Source organism: Nocardia sp. NPDC059177, from assembly GCF_042755165.1.
In the GTDB taxonomy this organism is placed as follows: domain Bacteria; phylum Actinomycetota; class Actinomycetes; order Mycobacteriales; family Mycobacteriaceae; genus Nocardia.
The window spans coordinates 120,232-145,967 of the sequence record NZ_JBHZBX010000004.1 but is presented as its reverse complement, the minus strand read 5'-3'; the positions used below and the strand labels follow the sequence as shown (position 1 = coordinate 145,967).

At 67.5% G+C, this 25,736-nt stretch carries 27 protein-coding genes; 10 read left to right on the top strand and 17 right to left on the bottom strand.

Annotation, left to right across the window (positions count from 1 at the left end; translation table 11 throughout):
- Positions 1-76 precede the first annotated feature (76 nt).
- Both ACFXK0_RS07095 and ACFXK0_RS07090 read right to left on the bottom strand, forming a co-directional pair.
- Entirely contained in the window at positions 77-607 is a 531-nt protein-coding gene (locus ACFXK0_RS07095; protein WP_379408952.1) for a hypothetical protein, read from the bottom strand.
- Between the two features lie 23 nt (positions 608-630).
- Positions 631-1,509, bottom strand: coding sequence for a LysR family transcriptional regulator (locus ACFXK0_RS07090; RefSeq protein WP_379408950.1), 879 nt, complete (start codon positions 1,507-1,509; stop codon positions 631-633).
- Between the two features lie 123 nt (positions 1,510-1,632).
- Here ACFXK0_RS07090 and ACFXK0_RS07085 point away from each other — a divergent pair, with 123 nt between their 5' ends.
- The 5 genes from ACFXK0_RS07085 to ACFXK0_RS07065 are packed head-to-tail and all read left to right on the top strand — an operon-like array spanning position 1,633 to position 6,463.
- Positions 1,633-3,075 (top strand): form I ribulose bisphosphate carboxylase large subunit, encoded by a 1,443-nt coding sequence (locus ACFXK0_RS07085; RefSeq protein WP_379408949.1) that lies wholly within the window; start codon positions 1,633-1,635, stop codon positions 3,073-3,075.
- Positions 3,076-3,083: 8 nt separating this feature from the next.
- Positions 3,084-3,506: a ribulose bisphosphate carboxylase small subunit gene (locus ACFXK0_RS07080; RefSeq protein ID WP_379408947.1), complete on the top strand. Its 423-nt coding sequence runs from the start codon at positions 3,084-3,086 to the stop codon at positions 3,504-3,506.
- Positions 3,496-4,515 carry an AAA family ATPase gene (locus ACFXK0_RS07075; protein WP_379408946.1) on the top strand — a complete coding sequence of 340 codons (1,020 nt, stop codon included), beginning with the start codon at positions 3,496-3,498 and terminating at the stop codon, positions 4,513-4,515. The genes ACFXK0_RS07080 and ACFXK0_RS07075 overlap by 11 nt, the downstream gene beginning before the upstream one ends.
- Positions 4,500-5,576 carry a class 1 fructose-bisphosphatase gene (locus tag ACFXK0_RS07070; protein WP_379408945.1) on the top strand — a complete coding sequence of 359 codons (1,077 nt, stop codon included), beginning with the start codon at positions 4,500-4,502 and terminating at the stop codon, positions 5,574-5,576. The genes ACFXK0_RS07075 and ACFXK0_RS07070 overlap by 16 nt, the downstream gene beginning before the upstream one ends.
- Before the next feature lie 8 nt (positions 5,577-5,584).
- Positions 5,585-6,463, top strand: a complete 879-nt coding sequence (locus tag ACFXK0_RS07065) for a phosphoribulokinase (protein WP_379408943.1) — start codon at positions 5,585-5,587, stop codon at positions 6,461-6,463.
- On the opposite strand, the gene dinB is transcribed toward ACFXK0_RS07065, so the two are convergent.
- A complete protein-coding gene (dinB, locus tag ACFXK0_RS07060) occupies positions 6,460-7,695 on the bottom strand; it encodes a DNA polymerase IV (RefSeq protein WP_379408942.1) in 1,236 nt (411 codons plus the stop codon). The two genes, ACFXK0_RS07065 and dinB, sit on opposite strands and share 4 nt — an antisense overlap.
- Before the next feature lie 181 nt (positions 7,696-7,876).
- Between dinB and ACFXK0_RS07055 the strand changes: the two genes are divergently transcribed.
- The 3 genes from ACFXK0_RS07055 to ACFXK0_RS07045 all read left to right on the top strand — a co-directional run bounded on the left by ACFXK0_RS07055 (position 7,877) and on the right by ACFXK0_RS07045 (position 10,110).
- Entirely contained in the window at positions 7,877-9,433 is a 1,557-nt protein-coding gene (locus ACFXK0_RS07055; protein ID WP_379408940.1) for an acyl-CoA carboxylase subunit beta, read from the top strand.
- Between the two features lie 65 nt (positions 9,434-9,498).
- Positions 9,499-9,873 (top strand): BlaI/MecI/CopY family transcriptional regulator, encoded by a 375-nt coding sequence (locus ACFXK0_RS07050; RefSeq protein ID WP_379408939.1) that lies wholly within the window; start codon positions 9,499-9,501, stop codon positions 9,871-9,873.
- A gap of 24 nt (positions 9,874-9,897) precedes the next feature.
- Positions 9,898-10,110 carry a hypothetical protein gene (locus ACFXK0_RS07045; protein WP_379408938.1) on the top strand — a complete coding sequence of 71 codons (213 nt, stop codon included), beginning with the start codon at positions 9,898-9,900 and terminating at the stop codon, positions 10,108-10,110.
- Here ACFXK0_RS07045 and ACFXK0_RS07040 read toward each other — a convergent pair.
- The 5 genes from ACFXK0_RS07040 to ACFXK0_RS07020 form a co-directional block, all read right to left on the bottom strand.
- The gene (locus tag ACFXK0_RS07040; protein WP_379408937.1) at positions 10,107-11,711 is read right to left on the bottom strand and encodes an FAD-binding protein; all 1,605 of its coding nucleotides are present in this window, start codon (positions 11,709-11,711) and stop codon (positions 10,107-10,109) included. The two genes, ACFXK0_RS07045 and ACFXK0_RS07040, sit on opposite strands and share 4 nt — an antisense overlap.
- Before the next feature lie 93 nt (positions 11,712-11,804).
- Positions 11,805-12,242, bottom strand: a complete 438-nt coding sequence (locus tag ACFXK0_RS07035; protein ID WP_379408935.1) for a preprotein translocase — start codon at positions 12,240-12,242, stop codon at positions 11,805-11,807.
- Between the two features lie 17 nt (positions 12,243-12,259).
- Positions 12,260-13,021, bottom strand: a complete 762-nt coding sequence (gene tatC / locus ACFXK0_RS07030) for a twin-arginine translocase subunit TatC (RefSeq protein WP_379408934.1) — start codon at positions 13,019-13,021, stop codon at positions 12,260-12,262.
- Entirely contained in the window at positions 13,018-13,209 is a 192-nt protein-coding gene (locus ACFXK0_RS07025; protein WP_379408932.1) for a twin-arginine translocase TatA/TatE family subunit, read from the bottom strand. Before ACFXK0_RS07025 ends, tatC begins: the two co-directional genes overlap by 4 nt.
- 35 nt (positions 13,210-13,244) lie before the next feature.
- Complete coding sequence (locus tag ACFXK0_RS07020) at positions 13,245-14,189, bottom strand: intradiol ring-cleavage dioxygenase (RefSeq protein ID WP_379408931.1); 945 nt, start codon at positions 14,187-14,189, stop codon at positions 13,245-13,247.
- Between the two features lie 204 nt (positions 14,190-14,393).
- Here ACFXK0_RS07020 and ACFXK0_RS07015 point away from each other — a divergent pair, with 204 nt between their 5' ends.
- Complete coding sequence (locus ACFXK0_RS07015; protein WP_379408930.1) at positions 14,394-14,702, top strand: hypothetical protein; 309 nt, start codon at positions 14,394-14,396, stop codon at positions 14,700-14,702.
- Positions 14,703-15,121: 419 nt separating this feature from the next.
- Here the strand turns inward: ACFXK0_RS07015 and ACFXK0_RS07010 are convergent, their stop codons facing one another.
- Together ACFXK0_RS07010 and ACFXK0_RS07005 are read right to left on the bottom strand one after the other, a co-directional pair.
- A complete protein-coding gene (locus tag ACFXK0_RS07010) occupies positions 15,122-16,915 on the bottom strand; it encodes an AMP-dependent synthetase/ligase (RefSeq protein ID WP_379408928.1) in 1,794 nt (597 codons plus the stop codon).
- Positions 16,915-18,216, bottom strand: a complete 1,302-nt coding sequence (locus tag ACFXK0_RS07005) for a DUF3533 domain-containing protein (RefSeq protein WP_379408927.1) — start codon at positions 18,214-18,216, stop codon at positions 16,915-16,917. Before ACFXK0_RS07005 ends, ACFXK0_RS07010 begins: the two co-directional genes overlap by 1 nt.
- A gap of 80 nt (positions 18,217-18,296) precedes the next feature.
- Between ACFXK0_RS07005 and ACFXK0_RS07000 the strand changes: the two genes are divergently transcribed.
- The gene (locus ACFXK0_RS07000) at positions 18,297-18,896 is read left to right on the top strand and encodes a TetR/AcrR family transcriptional regulator (protein ID WP_379408925.1); all 600 of its coding nucleotides are present in this window, start codon (positions 18,297-18,299) and stop codon (positions 18,894-18,896) included.
- 52 nt (positions 18,897-18,948) lie between these two features.
- Here the strand turns inward: ACFXK0_RS07000 and ACFXK0_RS06995 are convergent, their stop codons facing one another.
- From ACFXK0_RS06995 to ACFXK0_RS06965, 7 genes are all read right to left on the bottom strand, one after another.
- Complete coding sequence (locus tag ACFXK0_RS06995; RefSeq protein WP_379408924.1) at positions 18,949-19,140, bottom strand: hypothetical protein; 192 nt, start codon at positions 19,138-19,140, stop codon at positions 18,949-18,951.
- The gene (locus ACFXK0_RS06990) at positions 19,125-19,982 is read right to left on the bottom strand and encodes an alpha/beta fold hydrolase (RefSeq protein WP_379408922.1); all 858 of its coding nucleotides are present in this window, start codon (positions 19,980-19,982) and stop codon (positions 19,125-19,127) included. The genes ACFXK0_RS06995 and ACFXK0_RS06990 overlap by 16 nt, the downstream gene beginning before the upstream one ends.
- A 399-nt stretch (positions 19,983-20,381) precedes the next feature.
- Positions 20,382-22,769 (bottom strand): ATP-binding cassette domain-containing protein, encoded by a 2,388-nt coding sequence (locus ACFXK0_RS06985; RefSeq protein WP_379408921.1) that lies wholly within the window; start codon positions 22,767-22,769, stop codon positions 20,382-20,384.
- 60 nt (positions 22,770-22,829) lie between these two features.
- Positions 22,830-23,240, bottom strand: coding sequence for a VOC family protein (locus tag ACFXK0_RS06980; RefSeq protein ID WP_379408920.1), 411 nt, complete (start codon positions 23,238-23,240; stop codon positions 22,830-22,832).
- 10 nt (positions 23,241-23,250) lie between these two features.
- Positions 23,251-23,688, bottom strand: coding sequence for a helix-turn-helix transcriptional regulator (locus ACFXK0_RS06975; protein ID WP_379408918.1), 438 nt, complete (start codon positions 23,686-23,688; stop codon positions 23,251-23,253).
- An 83-nt stretch (positions 23,689-23,771) separates the two neighbouring features.
- Entirely contained in the window at positions 23,772-24,560 is a 789-nt protein-coding gene (locus ACFXK0_RS06970; protein WP_379408917.1) for an N-acetylmuramoyl-L-alanine amidase-like domain-containing protein, read from the bottom strand.
- A 55-nt stretch (positions 24,561-24,615) separates the two neighbouring features.
- Positions 24,616-25,656: an NAD(P)-dependent alcohol dehydrogenase gene (locus ACFXK0_RS06965; protein WP_379408916.1), complete on the bottom strand. Its 1,041-nt coding sequence runs from the start codon at positions 25,654-25,656 to the stop codon at positions 24,616-24,618.
- Positions 25,657-25,736 lie beyond the last annotated feature (80 nt).

Here is a 25,736-nt window from a genome sequence, read left to right as displayed (position 1 = left end):
ACGTGATCCTGACAGAACCCACCGACAATGTCGCCCGAGTTGTTGTGTTCATGACAAAAACCGGACTCTTCGTGAACTACGCCACGCTGTTCCACCAGCGCGGCGGATCCTGGTGGGGTGCCTCGGGGCTCACGAAATGGAACGGCACACCCCGACGATCGGCCAGCGCGCTGCCGACATCGGCGGCTTCCCGCGCTTCCGGCCACGGCGGGACCTCGCCGTCGAACAGCCTGATATCGGTGCCGTGCCGGACCACGGCCAAGTGGTGCTCGGCTCTGGGCTGTGCGGTCACCGCGACCAGGCAGACGAACCAGCCGTCGCTGTCGCCATCCCACAGCGCCTCGATGGCGTCCGGTGGCATCGGCAGCGCAGCGACGGCATCGGTCAAGGTGTCGAGGTCGAGCGGTGGGCTGAGCCGGACCAGCGAATAGCCGAGTTCGGCGCATCGTTTCGCGAGCAGGGCCTGGCATTCGAGCAGGCCGGGGCGTGGGTTGTCGACGTGGTCGCGGATCACCGCGATCGCCTGCAGTTTCCGATGTTGGGCGAGGAGTTCGTCGATGTGTGCGCGGACCTCGGCGGGGATGCGCGCCCACAGGGGAGTCGTCACGACGGTCACGATATCTGGTGGGTTCAGGGGCCGATGGCGGGGTGGAAGGCGTCGGGGCCGGTTTCGGTGGGGTCGATGAGGTGGGCGAGGAACAGGCGGGTGGTCGGGGTGGGGGTGGGGGTGGTGACCGCGTGCCAGGCGCGGTCGAGGGGGGTGCCTGCGACGTCGATGGTGTGCAGGGCGCCGGAACGCAGGTGTTCACCGACGGCGTCGGAGTGGATGAGGGTGAGGCCCAGGCCTTCGCGGGCGGCGGCGATGACGGCGCCGTGGGAGCCCAGTGTCAGGGTGGGTGGGTCGATTCGGAGGCGGTCGAGCAGGGCGAGGGTGGCTTCGCGGGTGCCCGAGCCGGTACCGCGCAGCAGCCAGGTGCTCGTGCGCGGGTCGGGGTCGTCGGTGCCGACGACGACGAGGGTGCTGGGGCGGCGGGCCTGGATGACCAGATTCGCCGCGTGCGGTGGGCGCCCGGCGATGACGAGATCGGTTTCGTGGTGCTGCAGTTCGAGAAACAGCACGTCACGCGGCTGAATGGACAGGCTCAGCTCCACCTCGGGGTAGCGGCGGCGAAACGAGGCCAGCGGGCGCAGCACCACCGATTCACCGGCGGTCGCGACGACCCCGATACGCAGCCGGCCCACATCGGCTTGACGGACCGCGGCGTGCGCCTCCTTCATCAAGCCCAGGATGCCGCGACAGTATTCGGCATAGACCCGTCCGGCTTCGGTGAGGGTGATCCCGCGCCCGGCCCGGGCGACGAGTTTGGCGCCGAGCTGCTTCTCGACATGGGCGACCGCGGCCGAGACCGCCGCCTCGGTGACATGCAACTGGGCGGCCGCGCGCCGGATCGATCCCGACCGGGCCACGGCCAGAAAGGTTTCCATCCGCCCCGCACTGACCCTACCCATACCCGACGGTAGCAAACTCAACGTTTCGGTTGAGTGTGCGCGGAAACATTCAGATTGTTTGCCGCCGGTTCACCCTTCATCCTGGAATTCGCAACGGTCACATCGGATTCCACAGGAGGAACCATGGCGGAAGAAACCGAACGGGATCGTTGGGATCCGGGTGTACAGTCCTACGCCTCGATGGGCTATTACGCACCCGACTATATCCCCGCCGACACCGACGTGCTCGCGGTGTTCCGGGTGACCCCGCAGCCGGGTGTCGACCCGATCGAGGCCGCCGCCGCCGTCGCGGGCGAATCCTCCACTGCCACTTGGACAGTCGTGTGGACCGACCGGCTCACCGCGCACACCAAATATCAGGCGAAGTGTTACCGGGTGGTGGAGGTGCCGGGCAGGCCGGGCGAGTACTTCGCCTATATCGCCTACGATCTGGACCTTTTCGAAGAAGGATCGATCACCAACCTCACCTCGTCGGTCATCGGCAATGTCTTCGGATTCAAACCGCTGCTGGCGCTGCGCCTGGAAGACATGCGCATTCCGGTCGCCTATGTCAAGACCTTCCAGGGTCCACCGCACGGCACCGTGATGGAACGCGAATATCTCAACAAATACGGCAGGCCACTGCTGGGTGCGACGGTGAAACCGAAACTCGGTTTGTCGGCCCGCAATTACGGCCGGGTGATCTACGAAGCCTGCAAGGGCGGCCTGGATTTCACCAAGGACGACGAGAACATCAACTCCCAGCCGTTCATGCGCTGGCGCGACCGCTACCTGTTCGCCATGGAGGGGGTGAACCGGGCAATGGCCGAAACCGGCGAGATCAAAGGCCATTACCTCAATGTCACCGCCGCCACCATGGAAGACATGTACGAGCGGGCCGAGTTCGCCAAGGACATCGGCAGCGTGGTGATCATGATGGATCTGACCGTCGGCTACACCGCGATGCAGTCGATGTCGAAGTGGGCGCGCCGCAACGGGGTACTGCTGCACCTGCACCGCGCCGGGCACTCCACCTTCACCCGGCAGAAAACCCACGGTGTCAGCTTCCGGGTCCTGGCCAAATGGTGCAGGCTGATCGGCGTCGACCATCTGCACGCCGGCACCGTGGTCGGCAAACTGGAAGGCGATCCGGCGACCACCCGCGGCTTCTACGACACCCTGCGTGAGAACTCGGTACCCACCGACCTGGGCAACGGCATCTTCTTCGACCAGGAATGGGCGAGCCTGCCCGGGGTCATGCCGGTGGCCTCCGGCGGTATCCACGCCGGCCAGATGCATCAGCTGCTCGACCTGTTCGGCGACGACGTGATCCTGCAGTTCGGCGGCGGCACCATCGGGCATCCGCTCGGCATCGCCGCGGGCGCCGAAGCCAACCGGGTCGCGCTCGAAGCCGTCGTGCAGGCCCGCAACGAAGGCCGCGACCTGCTCAAAGAGGGCCCCGATGTGCTACGCACCGCGGCGGCGAGCTGCCGTCCGCTCGAGGTCGCGCTGGCCACCTGGGGCGATGTCACCTTCGATTACACCTCCACCGACGCACCCGACGCGGTGCCGACCCCGAGCCTGTAGGGAGCATCATGTATCTGCGCCACGGGACGTTCTCGTATCTGCCTGAACTCAGCGACGCCGACATCGCCGCCCAGGTCCGCTACGCGCTGCTCAACAACTGGCCGGTGTCGATCGAATACACCGACGACCCGCACCCACGTAACACCTACTGGGAGATGTGGGGGTTGCCGCTGTTCGACCTCGACGAACCCGACGGGGTGATGGCCGAGATCAACGCCTGCCGCGCCACCTTCCCCCGCCACTATGTGCGCGTCACCGCCTACGACGCGAGCTACACCAAACAGACCACGGCACTGAGTTTCCTGGTGCAGCGCCCGGCCGAGGAACCCGGCTTCGAACTGGTCCGTTCCGAAGGCGCCGACCGCCGCCAGAGCTACAGTGTGCGGTCCTACGCCACCGGCCGCCCGCAGGGGCACCGCTATGGCGGCTGAGGGATCCGCCGCCGGATTCCGGTTGCCACGGCCGGGCGTCACCGATGCCCGGCCGTCGCGCCCACCGGCAGCGGAGGCGGCCGCGACCGAGGAACTGCTGAGCGAGGACGCGCTGTTGGATCTGTCCCTCGACCTGGCCGGCCACGATGTCGCCGAAACACTGGCCGCGCTCGACGCCGAACTGATCGGGCTGGCCAAGGTGAAGGAACGCGTACGCGAGATCGCCGCACTGCTGCTGATCGACCGGGCCAGGCGCCGATTCGGGCTCGGCTCCTCACGGCCCACCATGCACATGAGTTTCACCGGCGGACCCGGCACCGGCAAGACCACTGTGGCGTTGCGGATGGCGCACATGCTGCACGCCCTGGGCTACATCCGTAAACCCAAGGTGCACACCGTCACCCGCGACGACCTGGTCGGCCAGTTCATCGGTCACACCGCACCCAAAACCAAGGAAGCCATCGCCAAGGCCGCGGGCGGGGTGCTGTTCATCGACGAGGCCTACTTCCTGTTCCGGCCCGAGAACGAACGCGACTACGGGCAGGAGGTCATCGAGATCCTGCTCCAGGAGATGGAGAACGAACGCGCGAACCTCGTCGTCATCTTCGCCGGCTACCCCGACCGGATGGACCGGTTCTTCTCCGCCAATCCCGGCCTGTCCTCCCGGGTGGCCCACCACCTGGAATTCAGCGACTACACCCACGAGGAATTGCTCGGCATCGCCGAACTCATGGTGGCGGGGGAGAACTTCCGGTTCGACGCCGACGCGCAGGTCGCGTTCGCCGAGTATCTGTCGGTGCGGATGACACGGCCACGATTCTCCAACGCGCGCAGTGTGCGCAACGCGATCGACCGTTGCCGGCTGCGCCAGGCCAAACGGCTCGTCGAAGCGGCACGGCCACTGTCGAAAACCGACCTGATCACGCTGTGCGACCGCGACGTCTACGGCAGCAGCCTGTTCACCGACACCGATCCGGAGGTATTCGCGACACCATGCCGGACCGATTGAAAACCCTCACCCGCTACACGATCGAGGAAGAACACCGCCATCCCGGTTCCTCCGGCGAGTTCTCCGCCCTGGTCAACGTGGTGGCGACGGCGACGAAAATCATCGCCAACCAGGTGACCCGCGGCGCGATCGTGGGATCCGGTGGCGAGGAACCGGTCTCGGTCAGCCGCCGCCTCGACGTGCTGACCGACGAGATCATGGTCGGGCAGACCCAGTGGACCGGGCATCTGTCAGGGCTGCTGTCCGAACAGCGCGCCGGAGCCCTACCGCTGCCGGCGACCCAGCGACGCGGCAAATACCTGCTCGCCTACGACGCACTGGACGGGTCGAGCAATATCGACGTCAACCTGCCCGTCGGCTCGATCTTCAGCATCCTGCGCACACCCCGCGACACCCCCGACGGCGCGAGCGACGCGGACTTCCTGCAACCCGGCGTGCAGCAGGTGTGCGCCGGGTTCACCCTCTACGGACCGGCGACCATGCTGGTGATCACCACCGGCAGCGGCGTCGACGGGTTCACCCTCGACCGCGAGATCGGCGCGTTCGTACTCACCCATCCACGCATGCGCATCCCCGAAGACACCTCCGGCTTCGCCATCAACGCCGCCAACGAACGCTTCTGGGAACGCCCGGTCCGCCGCTACGTCCAGGAATGCCTCGAAGGTCTCGACGGTCCGCGCGGACGCGATTTCAACATGCGCTGGGTGGCCTCACTGGTCGCCGACACCTTCCACATCCTGACCCGCGGCGGGATATACCTCTACCCGCGCGACACCCGCAACCCCGCCCGCCCCGGCCGGGTCTCGCTGCTGTACGGGGCCAACCCGATCGCGTTCATCGTCGAACAGGCAGGCGGCGCGGCCACCACCGGACACGACCGGGTGATGGCCGTCGCGCCGGTCGAGGTGCATCAGCGGGTGCCGTTCATCTTCGGCTCCCGCACCGAAGTGCTGCGCATCGAGCGCTACCACCGCGAACCCGACGCAGGACCCAGCTTCGACAGTTCCCTGTTCGGCAACCGCTCACTGTTCCGGCCCGCCCGCCACGACCAGCGCACCTAGGAGGCACCGTGTCGATCAAACATCCCGTCGTCGCGATCACCGGATCCTCCGGAGCGGGCACCTCGAGTGTCACCCGCACCTTCGAGGAGATCTTCCGGCGCGAAGGGATCAGCGCCGCGATCGTGGAAGGCGACTCGTTCCACCGCTACGACCGCACGGCGATGAAACTCGCCATGGCCGAAGCCGAACAGCAACGCGACACCACCTTCTCCCACTTCGGCGAGGACGCCAACCTGCTGCCCGAACTGGAGACCCTGTTCCGCGACTACGGCGAAACCGGGGTCGGCCAGGTCCGCCGATACCTGCACGACGACGAGGAAGCCAAACCGTTCGGCCAGCCCGCCGGCACCTTCACCCCATGGCAGGACCTCACCCCCGGCAGCGACCTGCTGTTCTACGAAGGCCTGCACGGCGCCGCGGTCACCGACAGCGTCGATGTCGCCCGCTACACCGACCTGCTCGTCGGTGTCGTGCCGATCATCAACCTCGAATGGATCCAGAAGGTGTACCGCGACAAGACCCATCGCGGATACTCGAGCGAAGCGGTCATCGACACCATTCTGCGGCGCATGCCCGACTACGTGAAATACATCTGCCCGCAGTTCTCCCGCACCTACGTCAACTTCCAGCGGGTACCGACCGTGGACACCTCCAACCCGTTCATCGCGCGCTCCATCCCCACCGCCGACGAGAGCTTCGTGGTCATCCGCTTCGCCGACCCGAAAGTCATCGACTTCCCGTATCTGCTGTCGATGCTGCACGATTCGTTCATGTCCCGCACCAACTGCATCGTGGTGCCCGGCGGCAAGATGGAACTGGCCATGCAACTCATCTTCACCCCGCTGATCCTGCGCCTGATGGACAAACGTCCCCAACGGCTGCACTAGTCGGGCAGCAACGGCACCGACAGACCCTCCCCGGACTTCAGCAGCGCCGCGCGCGTCACCGCGCCCGAACCGAACCGGCGGCGCAGATCATCGAGGGTGGCGTCGAGGGTGTTGCCGGCGCGCGGTTCCAGCGGGAGCGTGAGCTGCATGGTGTCGGCGTCGTCGAGATTGGTCAGCGACAACCCGATCAGAGTGATGCCACGTTCGGCGATCAACGGCTGCGCCGCCTCGAGCAGCAGCCGCGCGGCCTGGCGGATGCCGGCGGAGGAGTCGGTGGCTTCGAGCAGGGTGTGCGAGCGGGTGGCGCGGGAGAAATCGTCGAATCGCAGCCGCAGCACCACCGTCCGGCACACCCGATCCGCGGCGCGCAGGCGGCGGCCGAGCCGGTCGGTCAACCCGTCGAGGTACGCGGCGATCTCGGCCGGTTCCCGACGACGTCGTCCGAGCGCACGCTGGGCGCCGATCGAACGGCGCCGTTTCCCGGTCTCCACCCGGCGCGGATCACGCGCCCACGACAGCGCGAACAGATGCCGCGCCGCCGCCGGACCCAGGATCACCCGCAGATGCGCCTCACCGGTCTCGGCCAGCTGACCGACCCGGGTGATGCCGTGCGCGCGCAGCGTGGCCGCGGTGACGGTCCCGACCCCCCATAATCGCTCCACCGGCAGCGGATGCAGGAACTCGAGCTCGCGCTGCGGCTCGACCAGGCGCAACCCGTCAGGTTTGGCGACCGCCGACGCCACCTTCGCCAGGAACTTGGTGCGCGCGATCCCCACCGAGATCGGCAACCCCACCCGATCACGCACCTCGGCCCGTAATCGGTGCGCGATCGCGACCGGTTCCCCGCTGATGCGCCGCAACCCACCCACATCCAGGAACGCCTCATCGATCGAGATGCCCTCCACGACCGGAGTCGTATCGCCGAACACCGCGAACACCGCTTTGCTCGCCTCGGCATAGGCCGACATCCGCGGCGGCATCACCACCGCGTGCGGGCACAACCGCAGCGCCTGAGCGGCGTTCATCGGCGTCCGGATCCCGAACGCCTTGGCCTCGTAGCTGGCCGCCAGCACGACCCCGCCACCCACGATCACCGGTTTGCCACGCAACCACCGGTGATCACGCTGCTCGACCGAGGCGTAGAAGGAGTCCAGATCGGCATGCAGAATCGACGCCTCCGCACGGGAGCGGATACGGGGACGACCAGCGGCGACGGAATCGGACACGAACATATGTTCGCATCGATGGCGGCGACCGTGAACGCCGCGCCCGGCTCGACCCCCCATGTCGTAAACCCGGCACGACCCGGCCGGCGACTGTGACCTGTCCCGGATCTCAGCCACCACACCCCACCGACCCGCGCCAGGTCCTAACGTCACCACCGCACACAGCACGGTTCGAAAGGTTGGCGGCGTGGTCAGTAGTACCCAGGAGAAGCTCGAAGAACTCACCAAGATCCTGGAGATCGCCGCGGAACCCGCCGGTGAATCCGCTGTCGCCAAACGCGCGAAGAAGAACATCCCCAGCGTCCGCTCCCGCGTCACCGCCCTGCTCGACCCCGGCAGCTTCTTCGAAATCGGTGCCCTCGCCCGCCAACCCGGCACCGCCGACGCCATGTACGGCGACGGCGTGGTCACCGGCCACGGACTCATCCAAGGCAGACCCGTCGTCGTCATCGCCCACGACCAGACCGTCTACGGCGGCTCGGTCGGGGAGATGTTCGGACGCAAACTCACCAAAGCACTCCAATTCGCGTTCGAGAAAGCCTGCCCGGTGGTCACCATCAACGACTCCGGCGGCGCCCGCATCCAGGACGCGGTGGCCTCCATCGCCTGGTTCGGGCACATGAGCCGAGTCCAAGCCAAACTGTCCGGCTACGTCCCCCAGGTCTCGATCATGCTCGGCAAATGCGCCGCGGGCGCGGTCTACGGGCCGATCAACACCGACGTCCTCGTCGGCACCCGCAACGCCTACATGTTCGTCACCGGACCCGACGTGATCAAAGCGGTCACCGGCGCAGACGTCAGCGCCGAAGACCTCGGCGGCGCCGACGTCCAAGCCCGCCGCGGCGTCATCCACCACGTCACCGACACCGAACAACAAGCCTTCGACTGGGCCCGCACCTACCTCGGCTACCTGCCCTCGAGCTGCCTGGAACACCCACCGATCGTCAACCCCGGACTCGAACCCGACATCACCGCCAGTGACCGCGAACTCGACACGATCATCCCCGACTCCGACCGCGCAGGCTACGACATGCACGACATCCTGCTGCGCATCTTCGACGACGGCGAATTCCACGAGATCCGCAGCGAATTCGCCCCCAACCTGATCACCGGATTCGCCCGCGTCGACGGCCGCACCGTCGGCGTCATCGCCAACCAGCCACTGGTCCTCGGCGGATCCATCGACGCCGCCTGCTCCGACAAATCCACCTACTTCATCCGCCTCTGCGACGCGTTCGGCATCCCGCTCGTCTTCGTCGCCGACACCCCCGGCGTGCTGCCCGGCGTCGAGGAGGAGAACAACGGCGTCATCATCCGCGGCGGCCGCGTACCCCGCGCCATCATCGAAGCCACCGTCCCGATCATCAACCTCGTCGTCCGCAAATCCTACGGCGGCGCCTACGGCATGATGGCCTGCAAACAACTCGGCGCCGACATCAGCTTCGCCTGGCCCACCGCCCGTATCGCCGTCATCGGCGCCGAAAGCGCGGTCGACCTCATCGGCAAACGCCAGCTCATGGCCGTACCCGAAGAACACCGTGCCGCTGCCCGCGACTTCATGATCAACCAGTACAACGAAACCGTCGCCACCCCCTGGGTCGCGGCCGAACGCGGCTACATCGACGCCGTCATCGAACCCGCACGCACCCGCCTCGAAATCCGCCACGCCCTGCGGCTACTACGCGACAAGCACCCCCTGACCCAGGAATTCAACCCGCGCAAACACAGCCTCTACTCGATGTGAACACACCCCCGCAGCCGGTACTGTGACAACCGGTCTGTCGAGGGCGACGGCATCGGAGGAGCACAATGGCGGTGCGAGGTTTCGGCGATCTCGAAGCGGTGCTCATGGACCGCCTCTGGAACCGTGACGTCGACACCACCACCGTGCGCGAACTCCACGACGACCTCACCACCGAACGCGACATCGCCTACACCACCGTCATGTCCACCATGGACAACCTGCACCGCAAAGGCTGGCTGGCCCGCCGACGCGACGGCCGCGCCTACCGCTACTGGCCCACGATGACCCGCGAGGAATACAGCGCCCGCCGCATGCACGAAGCACTCACCACCGGTGGCCGCGGCGACCTCGTGCTGCGATACTTCGTCGACCGCATCAGCGACGACGAGTTCGAAGGACTCCGGGCCGCCGTGCGGACCCGGCGCAGCGAGGAGAACTGAAGAAATGGGCGTGCTCAGCGTCGGATGGGATCAGATCCTCGCCTGGCGGTCAGCCGGGCCGCCGGCTGGATCTCGCCACTGGTCCTGGCCGGCGCCCGCATCGCAGGCACCTGGGAACAGGCCGACAGCGAAATCCTCGTCTCGACCTTCGACGGCGAAACCCTGCCCGCCGGCGAACTCGCCACGGCGGTGGACCGGCTGGGCGGCCCACCCGGTCGCACCGCCCGCACCGTCTAACGCGGCCGCACCCGCTCGACGCTGTGCGTGCCGGCCCGCCGCCCGGAGAACACACAGTCCGCCAGCGACAGTCCACTGACATACCCGTTCGCACAGATCCCGACCGCCGCACGCCCCGCCGCATACAACCCGGGAATGACCCCACCCGCCGCGGCACGCACCGCACCGGTGTCCTCGTCGACGAGCAAACCACCCAGGGTCAGCATCGGCATCGGATAAGTGAGCCGTGCGGTGAACGAGATGTCGAGCAGGGTGAATGGCCCGGTGCGGATCGGGCGGCGGATGTCGGCGGGCTTGCCCAGCGGATCAGCGACACCGTCCTCGATGGCCCGATTGTGGGCATCGACACTCGCACGCAGCCCGGCGGCATCGACACCGGCGCGGGCAGCGACCTCCTCGACCGTACGGCCCGAGCAGCTCCCGATCCGCAACAGCCGTTCGGTCTGCATCCGCTGGAACCACACCGACTGCTTCCCGATCTGCTTGCGTGCCTCGGCGGCCAGTTCCGCGTCCACGAGCAGCCAGGCCCGATGACCCGGTGCCGCGGCGATCTTCGCGCCCAGCGCCGCACCGTAGCGGGACTCGTCGATCATGCGACTACCCGTCGAGTCGACCGCGAGCCCACCGTAGAAGGCGCTCGGCGGGGCGATGAACCGCCACGTCGACATCGCATCCATCTTGCCGCTCACCGCGCCCGCGTCCAGGGCCATGGTGATGCCGCTGCCGTCGTCACCGGCGGTACCCAACGGCAGACCCTGCGACCACGGATACGCCGGGGAATGCCGGGCGACCATCTCCCCGTTGGCGATGAACCCGCCGGTGGTCAGCACGACACCGGACCGCGCCCGGATCCGCACCGGCACACCGTGATCGCGTTCGATCCGGTCGAGCAGGACCTGCATCGCGCGGCGCAGACCCTGGTGGTACACACCGGGTTTCGCCGAGATCCGCGCGAGCGCGGCGAAACGCCGCCGCACCGAGGCGGGCGCGCGGTCGATCGTGATCGCCTCGATGCCGGTCACCCGGCCGTCTTCCAGGACCAGCCGGGTCGCTCGGACACCGGTGCGTACCCGCACCCCGTGCGCGTCCGCCGACGCCGCCAGCGGCCCGAACAGCGCTTTACCCGACACGCCGCGACCATGGGCGCGATGGCCACGCTGTCGCGGTGCCGCCAGATCGCGGAAGCCGCCGGCGTTCTCGCTGCCGGAGTAGTACAGGTAGTAGTCGTCGGTGGGGTAGGAGGTCTTGTACGGGCACACCGAGGCCTGGAACGGCACACCGTGCTCGGTCAGCCAGTCGATCAGTGCGGGGGACTGTTCGCAGAATCTGCGCAGTGTCGCCGCGCTCACCGCGTCACCGACCTCGGCCTCCAGATAGGCGAACATGTTCTCGGCATCGTCGTCGATCCCGGCCGCACGCTGCACCCAGGTGCCGGCGCCCGCGTACACGATGCCGCCGGACAATGCTGTCGCGCCGCCACCCATGTACCGGTCCAGCGCGAGGACGTCGGCGCCGGTTTCGCGAGCCGCGAGCGCCGCGGAGACTCCCGCACCGCCGTAGCCGACCACCACGACATCGGCTTCATCGTCCCAGGTCCGCACTTGTACCACCTTCCGAGCAGGGGCTCCGTTGCCCGCTTCGAAAACTATAACGTGTTCTAGAATTCGTGGCGGGGTGGTCGACCGGAACCGCGGTCAGCCAGGCGGCGACACCACCGGAGCTCGGGCAGCGAGACGCCGGGGATCATCCTCGGCCAACGAGTCGATACGGATCCGGCGAGGATGCGACGACGGCCCACTCACCAGGTACTTCTGACCCGGGCGCACCCTCCTGGCCTCCTCGATCACCTCGTCGTCCACCGCCGCGGGGGAGGAGCCCGTGGTGTCGTGGAGCGCATCGCTGACGATGCGGCGCGGATCGTACTGCCGCAAATTCAACGACTGCCATTCGGTGCGATCCAGCGGCACCCCCATCTCCCGTTCCGCCGCGCTACGCGTCGATTCGACGAACCGGCGCAACGTCCGCGCGGACCGGGCGAGCTGGTGGGCGTATCCGGGCAGCCGCTGCGGACCGAGGACGAACCCCGCGATGACAGCGACCAGGAACAACTTCTCGAAGGTCAAACCGAACATGGTGTGGCTCCACGTTTTCAGTCGGCGGCCGGCACGCGTCGAGCGGCCCGCCGATCGTGCAAGGCGGTGATCGCGAGGGCAGCACCGAACAGCGCCGACATCGGCAACGCGACCAGGAACATGGACAGCACGTCAGCGGCCGGGGTCACCAGGGCACTGAACAGCACGATGACGACCACGATGACCCGCCAGCTGCCGCGCAGCCTGCGCGCCGAGACGATACCGAGGCAGTTCAGTATCACCAGCAACGCCGGCAGTACGAATGCGATCCCGGTCGCCAGCACGATCTTCATCACGAAATCCACGTAGTACGAGGCGTTGAGAATCGTGCTGTCCTGGTCATCGGAGAAACCTGCCAGCACACTGACCATGCGCGGGAAGACCAGCAGTCCGAACGCGCACCCGGCCGCGAAGAGCGGGGCCGCCGCGGCGGAGAACCCGAGGACGTATCGCCTCTCACGCCGGGTCAAGCCGGGGGTGACGTAGGCGAAAAGCTCACGCAGCCAGACCGGACTCGACACGACCACACCGGTGAACAGCGCGATCTTCAGTTCGAGATCGAACGCACCGGTCACCGTGTCGTAGTTCAGACTGGCCTGACGTGAAAGCGCGAGCTCTTCGACCGGCGCTCGCAGCACGTCGAGGATCTGGTCGGCGAGAACGAAACCGATCACCGCGCCAACGAGCAGTGACACCGCAGCGCGCAGCCCGCGGCGTCGCGCCTCACGAAGATGCCCGGCGAGCGGCATCGTGCCGCGCGCGACGGTGGTCGCGGTCATGACGCGTGTCGATACGGAACTGTGGTGTCGCGCGGCGAGGACGGTGTCTCCTCACGCACCTCGTCCTTGAGGATGCGCAGGGACTGGCCGACGCCCTTGGCGAGCGACGGGAGCTTGGTCGACCCGAAAACGAGCAGCAGGATCGCGAGGACGATGAGGGCGTGCCAGCCGGTCAGGTTGTGCAACATGATGTTTCCTTCGAGTCGTGGGGATGGAAAGGTGGTCAGTTGGCCGGGGGAGTGCCGTTGCCCATCGGGGGCTGCCCGCCACCCGGCCCGCCGCCGGGTGAGCTGACCGCGGGCTCGGTGGTGGTGTCGACCGCGACGGCCAGCGAGCCGGCATAGCCGGCGGTAGCGTCGCCGGAGTAGATCGGCATCTGCAGGTCGTAGCCGTCACCGAAGATGCTGTCGCTCTCGATGCTGCCGAGCTGGGCCAGGTTCTGCGCCGACTCCGGATAGGTGTCGAGCTGATAGATCTCATCGAGCATGTCCTGAGGGAAGGCGACCTGCGAGGTGGCGATGGCGTTCGCGACGTCGGTCGCGGAGTCGGCATCGGGATAGACCTCGAAGTGGATGTGGGTCCAGCGGCCGGGGTAGCAGCCGGGGACGATCGTGTCGAAGGTCGCGGTGCCGTCGGCGTCGAGGACCTGGATCCCGCGCAGATACGTTTCGTCTTCGGCGCCCTCGGAATACATCGAGTACTGGCCGTCCGCGTCGCATTGCCAGGCGTACACGGCGGCGCCTTCGAACGGGCTGTTGCCGTTCGCCATGTCGGTCACGGTGAAGGTGAGCGAGAGCGGGACACCGGCGACCGTGGTCCCGCCGTCCAGGCTCGAGGTGATGTCGCGGCGGACGATTCCGGATTCCTCGAGAATGTTGACGCCGTTCGTGCCGTCGGCGGGGTAGGGGCCGTTGGTCTCCTCGGGGATCTCGCTCGCGGCGGCCGCCGTTGTGGTCGAATCGGCGGCGCCGGGGGAGTTCGAGCAGGCAGCGAGCGCGATCGCGCCTGCGCCCGCACCGACAACACTGAGCACCCGGCGGCGGGTGACGAGGGTGGCGATATCGAAGCCGGCACCCTGATCGACGACATCCTCGGCGGGGCGATCGAGCAGGCGTCCTTCATAGGCCGGTCCCGCGGGAGTGTTGGTGGGTTCGGGTATGCGGGTCATCGCTGATTGCTCCTTCGGTGACACTCGGTGGGTTCGTTGCTTCCGATACTCCGTGTCGATCCGGTGAGGGCCCTGCACTGTTGCTGTCAGGCTGCTGGGAACTACTCGCGGATCCGCAGGCGTAGAGTTGATACCCCGAGGCGGCAGGAGTTGACGATGTCCCTACGCGCCAGACCAGCGGTAATCCGGACTGCTGGGATCGCTGTGGCCGTGGGCGCGGCGATGCTCTTCGGCGCGGCCGGTCAAGCATTCGCCGACGTCGAACCCGGCGACTACACGTCCACGACGTGGTCGTCGGGCATCGTGCTCCTGCAACGCGACGCGCGAGTCGAGGGCGGGGACCTGGTCTTGATAGGGCGTTACCCCATTCATTCGACGCCCGACGGTGGTTACGTGGACCTGTTTCCCGGCCATCGAGTCGTACTGATCAGCGACGGACATGGCGGGTACACGGGCCCGGCGTATCTGGGTGGGGTGGTGATCGGTTCCATCACGCTGACGCCTCGGCATTGAACCCGAGCGCTCACCAACCGCTTACTTGACATAATGTGCATTATCGGCGCTGGAACGGCGCTGGTCCGGGGGCGGTTTTGCGAATTTTGCGGTGTGTGCCGCAGTGCATCGCGTGCCAATCGGCCGGATTGCCGCCCCTGGACCAGCGCTGTCGCCGCGTGTGCAACCATGCTTCTTCAGTGGATCACCCAGGATCCTTGGACGCCAGACCCGGCGAGTCGAATTCGAGCGATTCTCGGGCTCGGAGCCAATGATGACTCATTGGGATGAATTGCTCGCCGGCTGGCCCGTGCGGTGCGATAGCTGGGCAAACCGGGTTGGTGGTGGATCCGGGGTTCAGTGTTGCCACTCCCCCTCCACTTCCCCACACCCCGTCATTTTGTCACTGTGACGTTTTATCTGTAACCGAGTCCCTGTCGTCAGAGGTAGATGCTGTCGACCTCGGTCGCGTATTTCGTCATGACCGCTGCCCGTTTGAGTGACATCTTCGGGGTCAGCTCGCCGGTGGCCTCGGTCCAGTCGGTGGCCAGGATGCGGATCTTCTTGATCGCTTCGGCGTGGGAGACGAGGGTGTTGGTGTCGGCGACCGCGGCGTCGATCTCGGCGATGAGGTCGGGGTGCGTGATGAGGTGTTCGGCCGGGGTGTCGACGGGGAGGTTGTGGCGTTGTTTCCAGGTGGGCAGGGCATCGGGGTCGAGGGTGATCAGGGCGCCGATGAAGGGGCGGCCGTCGCCGACGACCATGGCCTGGCCGATGAGGGGGTGGGCGCGCAGGGTGTCTTCGAGGGGGCCGGGTGCGACGTTCTTGCCGCCTGCGGTGACGAGGATTTCCTTCTTGCGGCCGGTGATGGTGAGGTAGCCGTCGCCGTCGATGGCGCCGAGGTCGCCGGTGTGGAACCAGCCGTCGGTGCGGGCGTCGGCGGCCGCTTCGGGGTTGCCCCAGTATTCGCCGAAAACTACGGGGCCGCGGAGCAGGAGTTCGCCGTCGTCGGCGATTGTGATGCCGTGGCCATCGGTGGGACGGCCGACGGTGCCGACTCGGGTATTGCGCGGGGTGTTCACGGTGATCGCGGCGGTGGTTTCGGTGAGCCCGTAGCCTTCGTAGACGGGAACGCCCGCGCCGCGGAAGAAGTGGCCGAGGCGTGCGCCGAGTGGTCCGCCACCGGATACCGCGGCTGCGCACTGTCCGCCGAGGGCCATGCGGAGCCGGCGGTAGACGAGCTTGTCGAACAGGGCGTGCTCGAGCTTGCGGAGAATGCCGGGTCCGCCGGTGTCGAGTGATTCGCTCCAGGCGATGGCGGTTTCGGTGGCGCGGTCGAAGATCCGGCCCTTGCCGTCGGCGTGGGCGTTGTTTTTCGCGCTGTTGAAGACTTTCTCGAACACGCGCGGCACGGCGAGGATGAAGTTCGGGCGGAAGGCGCCGAATTGGTCGACGAGGGTGGACCAGTCGGCGCTGAACGCGACGACGACCTTGGCGTCGAGGGCGGCCAGGGTGACCGCGCGGGCGAAGACGTGGGCCAGCGGCAGGAACATGAGGGTCTTGTTGCCCTCGGTGACGAATTCCGCGAGGGCGATCCGGTCGGATTTCGACTGGGCGTAGAGGTTCGCGTGGGTGAGCAGGACGCCTTTGGGACGGCCGGTGGTGCCGGAGGTGTAGATGAGTGTGGCGGGTGTGGTGGCGCCGACCTGGGCGCGGCGGGTGTGCACGATGTGGTCGTCGAGGTGGGTGCCGCGGGTGGTGAGTGTGGTGAGGGCGCCCTGGTCGATCTGGAGGGTTTCGCGGAGTGCGGGCAGGTCGGCGGGGTCGATGTCGTCGATGACGCGGCGGTGTTTGTCGCTGTCGACGATCAGGAGTGCGGTGCCGGAGTCCTGCAGGATCCAGGTGGCCTGCGCGGCGGCGGAGCTGTCGTAAATGGCGACGGTGCAGCCACCGGCGGCCCAGATGGCGTGGTCGAGGACGACCCATTCGTAGCGGGTGGGGGCCATGATGGCGACGCGGTCGCCGAGCTGGATGCCGGTGGCGATGAGGCCTTTGGCGACGGCGGTGACGGTGGCCGCGAATTGGGCGGCGGTGATGTCGGTGTGGTCGCCGTTGTCGGTGGTGGCGTGGAACAGGACGGTGTCGGGTGTTTGCTCGGCGTGGCGGAACACGCTGTCGGAGTTGTTGGCGTGTTCGGGGACGGTGTAGGAAGCGGGGGTTTCGAATTCTCGCATCAGTGTCCTCCGGCGGGTGCTGGTGCGCGGCCGAGGCGATACAGCCCGCGCAGGTCGTAGGTGTGGGTGGCGGTGGCGCCGAGGATCAGCCCGATGGCCAGGCCGGCGAGGGTCATCCAGAGGCCTTGGGCGAGACCGGCTTCGAGGTGGCCGTCGAAGAACACGATGGCGCGCACGGCGAGGTAGATCTGGTGCATGGGTTCGAAGCCGGCCATGTCGGCGATCCAGCGGGGGGTGGCTTCGAGGGGGATGGTGCCCGAGGAGGACGGGATGCCGAGGACGACGAAGACGATGAGGTTGATCATCAGGCCCGCGGTGCCGAAGGCGGCCATGACCGACAGGCAGGTGATCGCGATGGCGGTGATGGCGAGGGTGCCGTAGAGGAACAGCAGGAGTGGTCGTCCGAGGGACATGTCGAGCAGGGCGGCGATGCCGAGGAAGACCGCGGAGGCCAGGGGTGCGCTGATCGCGGCGATCCCCCATTTGATGAGCAGGGTGCGCCGACGGCTGATCGGGGCGGTGGCGGTGGTCTTGTGCCAGGGGCCGTATTCGGCGGGGACGAAGCCGAGGGAGGCGTCGACGAGGGAGTTGATCATCATCGCGCCGCTGAAGCCGACGATGAGCAGGACCAGGGTGTAGAAGAACGCGGCGAGGCCTTGGCCGGTGCCGTCGGGTAGCGGGTGGTAGGCGGTGACGACGACGTCGATGGGTTCGGTGAGTTGCAGTTGTGCCGCGCCGCTGAGTGGGGTGTCGCCGATCGCGGTATGTACCTGGGCGGCGAGTCGGGTGCCGACGGTGGTGTTGACCTGGGTCATGGCCTGGTCGGCGACGGTTTGCATGATCTGGGCGGCGAGGGTGCCTGCGCGGGGGTTGGTGAGCACGGAGATGATCGGGCGTTCGATGTCGCCGGGGACGATCGAGGCGGTGCCGAGGATGGTGACGCGTTTGGTGAAGTCGCCGGGGATGACGATGGCGCCGTAGACCTCGCCGTTCTGGAGTTGGCGCTGGGCTTCGTTGAGGCCGACGGTGCGCAGGTCGATTTTGTCGGCGGGGATTTCGGTGCCGAGAGCGGTGGTGATCTGGTCGCCGAGGTTGGTGGGTTGTCCGGCGACGGTGTCGCCGACGTCTTGGTTGACCAGGGCGATCGGGAAGTCGTGCAGGTGCTTCTCGGGGTCGGCGGTGTAGCCGAGGTACATGGTTCCCAGGAGTGCGGCCAGCACGGTGACCAGCGTGATCGGGGCCAGCCATTCGCGGAGGGGCATGGCGCGCGGTGGGCGCGTCGGCGCGGTGTTGTCTGTCATGGCATCGGTCAATGTAGTCAGCGACTACAAAGTAGTCAATGCAAACATTGGGTGGGGGTGTCGGATATCCTGCTCGTACCATGTCCCTGCACTCGCGCTATCACCACGGCGATCTCCGGGCCGCGCTGCTGCGCCACGCCGAGACCGCACTCCGCAAGGTCGGTGTGGACGGTCTGTCACTGCGTCAGCTCGCCCGCGACACCGGAGTCAGCCACGCTGCCCCGAGCCGGCATTTCCGGGACAAGCAAGCTCTGCTGGACGCGCTGGCGATCACCGGGCTGGAGCGGCTCGGTGACTGTTTCGAGCAGGCCGTCACCGACGGGCCGATCACCACCCGCCTGCAGACCTTCGCCCGCGCCTACCTGCGTTTCGCGGTCGACAATCCCGAGCTGCTCCCGCTGATGTTCGCGCGCAGGCACAGTTCGACCGCCGCCGAGATCCAGGTGGCCGCCGAGCGGGCGTTCGCCGTCCCGATCGCCTTGATCGCCGAAGGTCAGGCCGCCGGGGAAATCGTGCCCGGCGACCCGAAACGTCTCGGCGTCACCGCACTGGCGGCCCTGCAAGGCCTGGCCACCTTCGTCGGTTCGGGCTACACCGCCGACTACGACTCCGAGGACCTGCTCGACGACCTGGTCGGACACCTGACCCTCGGCCTGCTCCCCCGCTCCCCCACCTCCTGAGCGCCGAATACGTGCCGGGCAGCGGAAGCGACATACCCGGTTGTGTGGCCGGCTATTGCATCAGCTCGGCGTGAGCGTGCTCCGGTGCTCTCGGGCAGACGTAGAGCTGCTGGTCGTAGCCGCTGCCTATCTGGACCGCGGTGTGGTTGAAGCCGATGAGTGGTTCCTGCACCGGTTCCTCGTGCGGGCGCCAGCTGCTGTCGCCGCAGGCCTCGAACGTGGCGATGGTCAGTAGGGCATCCATGTCGCTGTCGCAGGTAGGGCAGCTCCGCGGGGTGGGGTCGGTGGCTCCCCAGCGAGGCCAGCCGCCGACTTTCCAGCCGGGTGCGGCGGCCAACTCATTGTCGTAGAACTCGGGCGGATACGACGCGTAGGCGCTGTCCACACCCGTGTCGGCGGCCTGCCACACGCTCCAGTTTCCGAGTGGGCGTGGGCCGACACGATGCGCGCCAGTTCGGCGGGTGCTTCTTGGGCCACGAGATGGCCGGCCTCGGGCAGTACGGTCAGGGTGATGCGTCGGTTGGCGGCGCGGAACCGGTCGAAATCGGCGCCGTCGATCGGTGACCGTCCTGCGCGCACCAGCAGGATGGGCAGGTTCGATGCTGTTGCGGCCGTGTGTAATTCGGGGCCTGAGCTGAGGATGTCCTCGGTGAGTTCAGCGTACTGGTCGAGCAGGCCTCGCTCGCTGAGCCAGGCGCGTACCCGTTCCGGTTCGGAATTCGGCACGGCATCCACCAGTATCAGGCCGGTAACACGGCGAGCGATGGTCGGTTCCGCCAGCGCGGCGAGGGCGGCGTACCCGCCGGCGGAGGCACCCACCACGACGAGCGGTGCGGGCTCCTGCCGCACCATCTCGATCACGTCGTCGGCGAGCGCGCGAAGAGCTGTCGGTTGCCCGGTGCTCTCGCCGTGACCGCGCAGATCGTAGGCCACGGTCCGGAGCCCGGCCTCGGCGAGGCGGGTGGCGGTCGGGGCCCAGACGCCACGGTGCTCTCCGCCCGCATGGAGCAGCAGGACCGTCGGCCCGGTGCCGGTCACTGTTGCCCGCAATGTGGTGTCACCCAGGGTGAGGGTTTTCTCGGTCATCGGTGATCCGGGGACAGGGCGCCGGGTTTGCCGATATCGGTGTTCATAGACGCTCCTCGACGCATCGGGTGCGTGATCCGAGGGCGCGGCGAGGTGAGATTTCGCCGATGACACGTTCGGATGCCCGCGATGCTCGGTTCGGTGGGGTAGATCGATTCGACGTGTGGGTCGGCACCTGCCCCGTGTTCCCTGTCCCGATCCGGACGGGTCAGAGATTCGGGGGCGGGTTGCCGCCCGAGGTCCACCACAATCATCGGCTGCACACGATAAGCGAGTCAATCCTGTGGGCTGAATCATGTTCCGGGACTGGGGATCCTGCACTACCGGATCGAGATCGCCGCTGCGGGCCGCGCCCGACCGTCCTCCCCCAGTGATGAATCCCGAGGGAGGACGGTGATTTCATGCCCCGACGTAGTCGGCGAGGTGTTCGCCGGTGAGGGTGGAGCGGGCGGCGACGAGGTCGGCGGGGGTGCCTTCGAAGACGATGGTGCCGCCGTCGTGGCCCGCGCCGGGGCCCAGGTCGATGATCCAGTCGGCGTGGGCCATGACTGCCTGGTGGTGTTCGACGACGATGACGGATTTGCCTGCGTCGACGAGGCGGTCCAGCAGGCCGAGGAGTTGTTCGACGTCGGCCAGGTGCAGGCCGGTGGTGGGTTCGTCGAGGATGTAGACCCCGCCCTTGTCGGACATGTGGGTGGCCAGTTTGAGGCGCTGGCGTTCACCGCCGGACAGGGTGGTCAGTGGCTGGCCGATGGTGAGGTAGCCGAGGCCGACCTCGGTGAGGTGGGTGAGGATCTTGTGGGCGGCGGGGGTGCGGGCGTCGCCGTCGCCGAAGAATTCGCGGGCTTCGTCGACGGGCATGGCGAGCACGTCGCTGATGTTCTTGCCCGCGAACATCAGTTCGAGCACCTCGGCCTGGAAACGTTTGCCCTCGCACACTTCACACACCGTGGAGACCCCGGCCATCATCGCCAGGTCGGTGTAGACGACGCCGGCGCCGTTGCAGTTGGGGCAGGCGCCTTCGGAGTTGGCGCTGAACAGGGCGGGTTTGGCGCCGGTGGCTTTGGCGAAGGCTTTGCGGATGTGGTCGAGCAGGCCGGTGTAGGTGGCGGGGTTGCTGCGCCGGGAGCCCTTGATGGGGGCCTGGTCGATGGAGATGACGCCTTCGTCGCGGGGGATGGAGCCGTGCACGAGTGAGCTCTTGCCGGATCCGGCGACACCGGTGATGGCGACCAGGACGCCGAGGGGGATGTCGACGTCGACCTTGCGCAGGTTGTTGGCGGTGGCGCCGCGGATCCGCATGGCGCTGTTCGCTTTCCGGACGGTGTCTTTGACGGCGGCGCGGTCGTCGAAGTGGCGGCCGGTGACGGTGTCGCTGGCCCGCAGGCCCTCGACGGTGCCTTCGAAGCAGATGGTGCCGCCCTTGGAGCCGGCGGCGGGGCCGAGGTCGACGATGTGGTCGGCGATGACGATGGTCTCGGGTTTGTGTTCGACGACGAGCACGGTGTTGCCCTTGTCGCGCAGCCGCAGCAGCAGGTCGTTCATGCGCTGGATGTCGTGCGGGTGCAGTCCGGCGGTGGGTTCGTCGAAGACGTAGGTGACGTCGGTGAGCGAGGAGCCCAGGTGCCGGATCATCTTGACGCGCTGGGCTTCACCGCCGGACAGGGTGCCCGAGGGGCGCGACAGCGACAGGTAGCCCAGGCCGATCTCGACGAAGGAGTCCAGGGTCTGGCGCAGTGATTCCAGCAGCGGCGCCACCGACGGGTCGTCGATGCCCTTGACCCATTCGGCGAGGTCGGTGATCTGCATGGCGCAGGCGTCGGCGATGCTGATGCCCTCGATCGTGGAGGAGCGGGCTTCGGCGCTGAGGCGGGTGCCCGCGCAGTCGGGGCAGGTGCCGAAGGTGACGGCGCGTTCGACGAAGGCGCGCACGTGCGGTTGCAGCGCGTCGAGGTCCTTGGACAGCATGGATTTGCGGATCTTGGGGATCAGGCCCTCGTAGGTGAGGTTGATGCCGTCGACCTTGATCTTGGTCGGTTCCTTGTAGAGGAGGTCGGCGAGCTGTTTCTTGGTGTATTTCTTGATCGGCTTGGCGGGGTCGAAGAAGCCGCTGCCCTTGTAGATGCGGCCCATCCAGCCGTCCATGCTGTATCCGGGGATGGTGAACGGGCCCTCGTCGAGGGATTTGCTGTCGTCGTAGAGCTGGGTGAGGTCGATGTCGTTGACGGTGCCTTTGCCTTCGCAGGTCGGGCACATGCCGCCGGTGATGGAGAAGCTGCGCCGTTCCTTGACCGTGACGCCGTGTTTCTCGACCGCGACCGCGCCGGATCCGCTGATCGAGGCGACATTGAACGAGAACGCCTGCGAGGAGCCGATGTGTGGGTCGCCGAGGCGGCTGAACAGGATGCGCAGCATGGCGTTGGCGTCGGTGACGGTGCCGACCGTGGAGCGTGGGTCGGCACCGAGACGCGACTGGTCGACCAGGATGGCGGTGGTGAGCCCGTCGAGGACGTCGACGTCGGGACGGGACTGGCTGGGCATGAAGCCCTGCACGAAGGCGCTGTAGGTTTCGTTGATGAGGCGCTGGGATTCCGCGGCGATGGTGCCGAACACCAGCGAACTCTTGCCTGAGCCGGAGACGCCGGTGAACACGGTGAGTCGGCGTTTGGGGATTTCGACGCTGATGTCGCGCAGGTTGTTCACGCGGGCGCCGTGGACGCGGATCAGGTCGTGGCTGTCGGCCGGTTCGACGGTGCGGGTGGTACCGGTTGGGCTGGCCGTGTTCATGGGTCTCCCTCGAAGGTGGTCGGCGTCGCGGTGGGAATCGTATCGGCGGGGTCCGACAACCTATCGGAGTTGCTGGATGCGGATCAGGTTGCCCGCGGGGTCCCGGAAGGCGCAGTCACGGATGCCGTAGGGCTGGTCGGTGGGTTCCTGCACGACTTCGATGTCGTCGGCCTGCAGGGTGGCGAAGAGTCCGTCGAGGTCGTCGGTGGCGAGGTTGACTCCGGCGTAGGTTCCTTTGGCCATCATCTCGGTGATGACGCGGCGCTCGTCGTCGGTGAGGCCGGGGTCGATGGCGGGTGGGGTCAGCACGATCGAGGTGTCGGGCTGGCCGGGCGGGCCGACGGTGAGCCAGCGCAGGCCGTTGTAGCCGACGTCGTTGCGGACTTCGAAACCGAGCTTGTCGCGGTAGAAGGCCAGGGCGGCGTCGGCGTCGTCGTGGGGCAGGTAGCTCTGGTGAATGGTGATGGTCATGGCGACCACGCTAATGATCGGTCGGTGCGGTCGCTTCTCGATTCCTGATCGGTCTGGTCACCTTCTTGACCACGCACGACGGCATCCCCTCGGTGGCGGCGGCCTGCTGTTTGTAGATGCTGGGCGGTACCCCGACCAGTTCGGTGAACCGGGTGCTGAAGGTGCCCAGTGAGGACGAGCCGACCTCGAAACACACCTCGGTGACAGTGAGATCGCCGCGCCGCAGCAGCGCCATCGCGCGTTCGATGCGGCGGGTCATCAGATACGAGTAGGGCGATTCGCCGTAGGCGGCGCGGAATTTGCGGCTGAGGTGCCCGGCGGACATGTGCACGCCGCGGGCGAGTGCTTCGACGTCGAGGGGTTGGGCGTATTCGCGGTCGATGCGGTCGCGCACGCGTCGCAGCAGTGCGAGATCACGCAGGTGCTGGGGTTTGTCCGTGCTGGTCACCTGCGTGATCGTCGCATGCCGGGGCGGGTTCGCCTAGGACCGGGCGTGGGTGGTCTCGGCCCAGTCCGCGTGCGGCCCCGGGATCAGGGCGTGGGACGTAACACCACGATGCCGGGGGTGGTGGCGACGTAGTCGGCCAGTGGCGTGTCGATGACGCGGTACTCGGCCAGTGAGGACGCGTTGCGGAACATCGTGCCGGTGGGGGTCGCCACGACGATCCCGACGTGGGTGACGTCGAGGCCGGGCTCGGGGCTGTAGGCGCCGAGATAGTCACCGGTGCGCAGGCCGGCGATGACCGCCGGATCGACAGCGGCTGCGGGGATGTGGGTGACGGCGCGATCCACGACCGGGACGCCGGGCAGGTAGGTGCTGCCGTCGGGTTTGGCGTTGAGATGTTTGGTGGTGGTGACCGCGGCGGGACTCAGGCTCGCGGTGATGTCGGTGGCCGCGATCCGGGGGCGGGTGGCCCAGTCGGTGAAGAAGTGTTTGCGCTGGGCGAATTCGACGCGGCTGTCGATGTAGCGGGTCGCGGTCAGGTTGGTGAGGAACTGGTCGCGGTCGGCCGAGCGGGAGGCGGCGTCGATGTAGTCGAGATAGGTGAAGCAGTCCACGCGGCGCAGATCCACGACGAGCTGTTCGGGTTCGCTGGCCGAGCCGATGAGCATGTTCTCGCCGTAGGGGGTGCCGAGCAGCCGCGCGGAGAGCCGTTCGATCAGTTCGGCGCGGCTGATGTCACCGGCCTGGGCCCGGATGGCGAGCAGGTCGTCGATGGTGCGCGCGGAGGCGTCGTCGATGGCCGGGGCGGCCTGCGCGGGTGCGGTGGCGCCGAGGAAAGCGGCCAGCACGAACAGGATCGGGACGATGATGCGCAAGACGCCTCCAGCAGACAACGGGGTGCTAGCGCTGTCCACCGTATCGGACCCGCGTTCACCCGTGCGGCAGGATGACCGCGCGACCGGTGATCTCCCCCGCGTGCAGGCGCTGGTAGGCCAGCGGCGCCTCATCGATGCCGAAGGTCTCCACGTGCACGTCGACGGCGCCGTGATGGGCGAGTTCGAGCACTTCGACGAGTTCGGTGCGGCTGCCCCAATACGGTGCGGTGACCGTGGTCTGGAACGGCAGTGTCGCGAACCCGACCGCGACGGTGCCGCCGCCGAGCCCGACGACGGTGATATCGGCGTCGATGCCTGCCGCGGCGGCCGCGGTCGCGGTGGTCGGTGGGGCGCCGACGAAATCGAGGATCACCTGGGCGCCTTCGCCGCCGGTGAGGGTTCTGATCCGGTCGGCGGCGTGCTCGTCGGACAGGACGGTCTCGTGGGCGCCGACGCGGCGGGCCAGATCGAGGCGATCCGCGGAGACGTCCAGGGCGATGACCCGGGTCGCGGTCAGGGCGCGCAGCAGCTGGATGGCGACATGGCCCAGGCCGCCCGCGCCGATGACCACGGTGGTCGACCCGGGCACGAGTTTGGGCAGTGACAGGCTGATCGCGTGGTACGGGGTCAGGCCGGCGTCGGTGAGCGAGACGTTCTGCACCGGGTCGAGCCCGCGCATCGGTACCAGGTGGCGCAGGTCGTCGACGATCATGTATTCGGCCATCGCGCCGGGCGCACCGAGCCCGGGCGGGAAGATGCCGAGTTCGGCGGCGCGCAGACAGTAGTTCTCCTGGCCCTGCGTGCATTTGCGGCACAGCCCGCAGCCCCACGGCCCGTAGACCGCCATCATCTCCCCGACCTCGATGCCCTCGACACCGGCGCCGAGCGCGGCGACCGTGCCCGCGCCTTCGTGGCCCAGGGTCAGCGGCAGCGGGAACCGCAGCTGCTCGGCGGGCATGCTCATCACCGCGATGTCGGAGTGGCAGACACCGGCGGCGGCCACTTTCAGCAGGATCTGTCCGGGACCGGGTTCCGGGTCGGGGACGGTGACGACTTCCGGTGCGCTGCCGGGGGTTCGATACTGGACTGCCTTCATGGTGGGCCCTCACGTCGACGATGACTCGGGACAGACCGAACCTCTCGATCGTGGCAGCGCGGTGGTGGCGCGTCAACGAC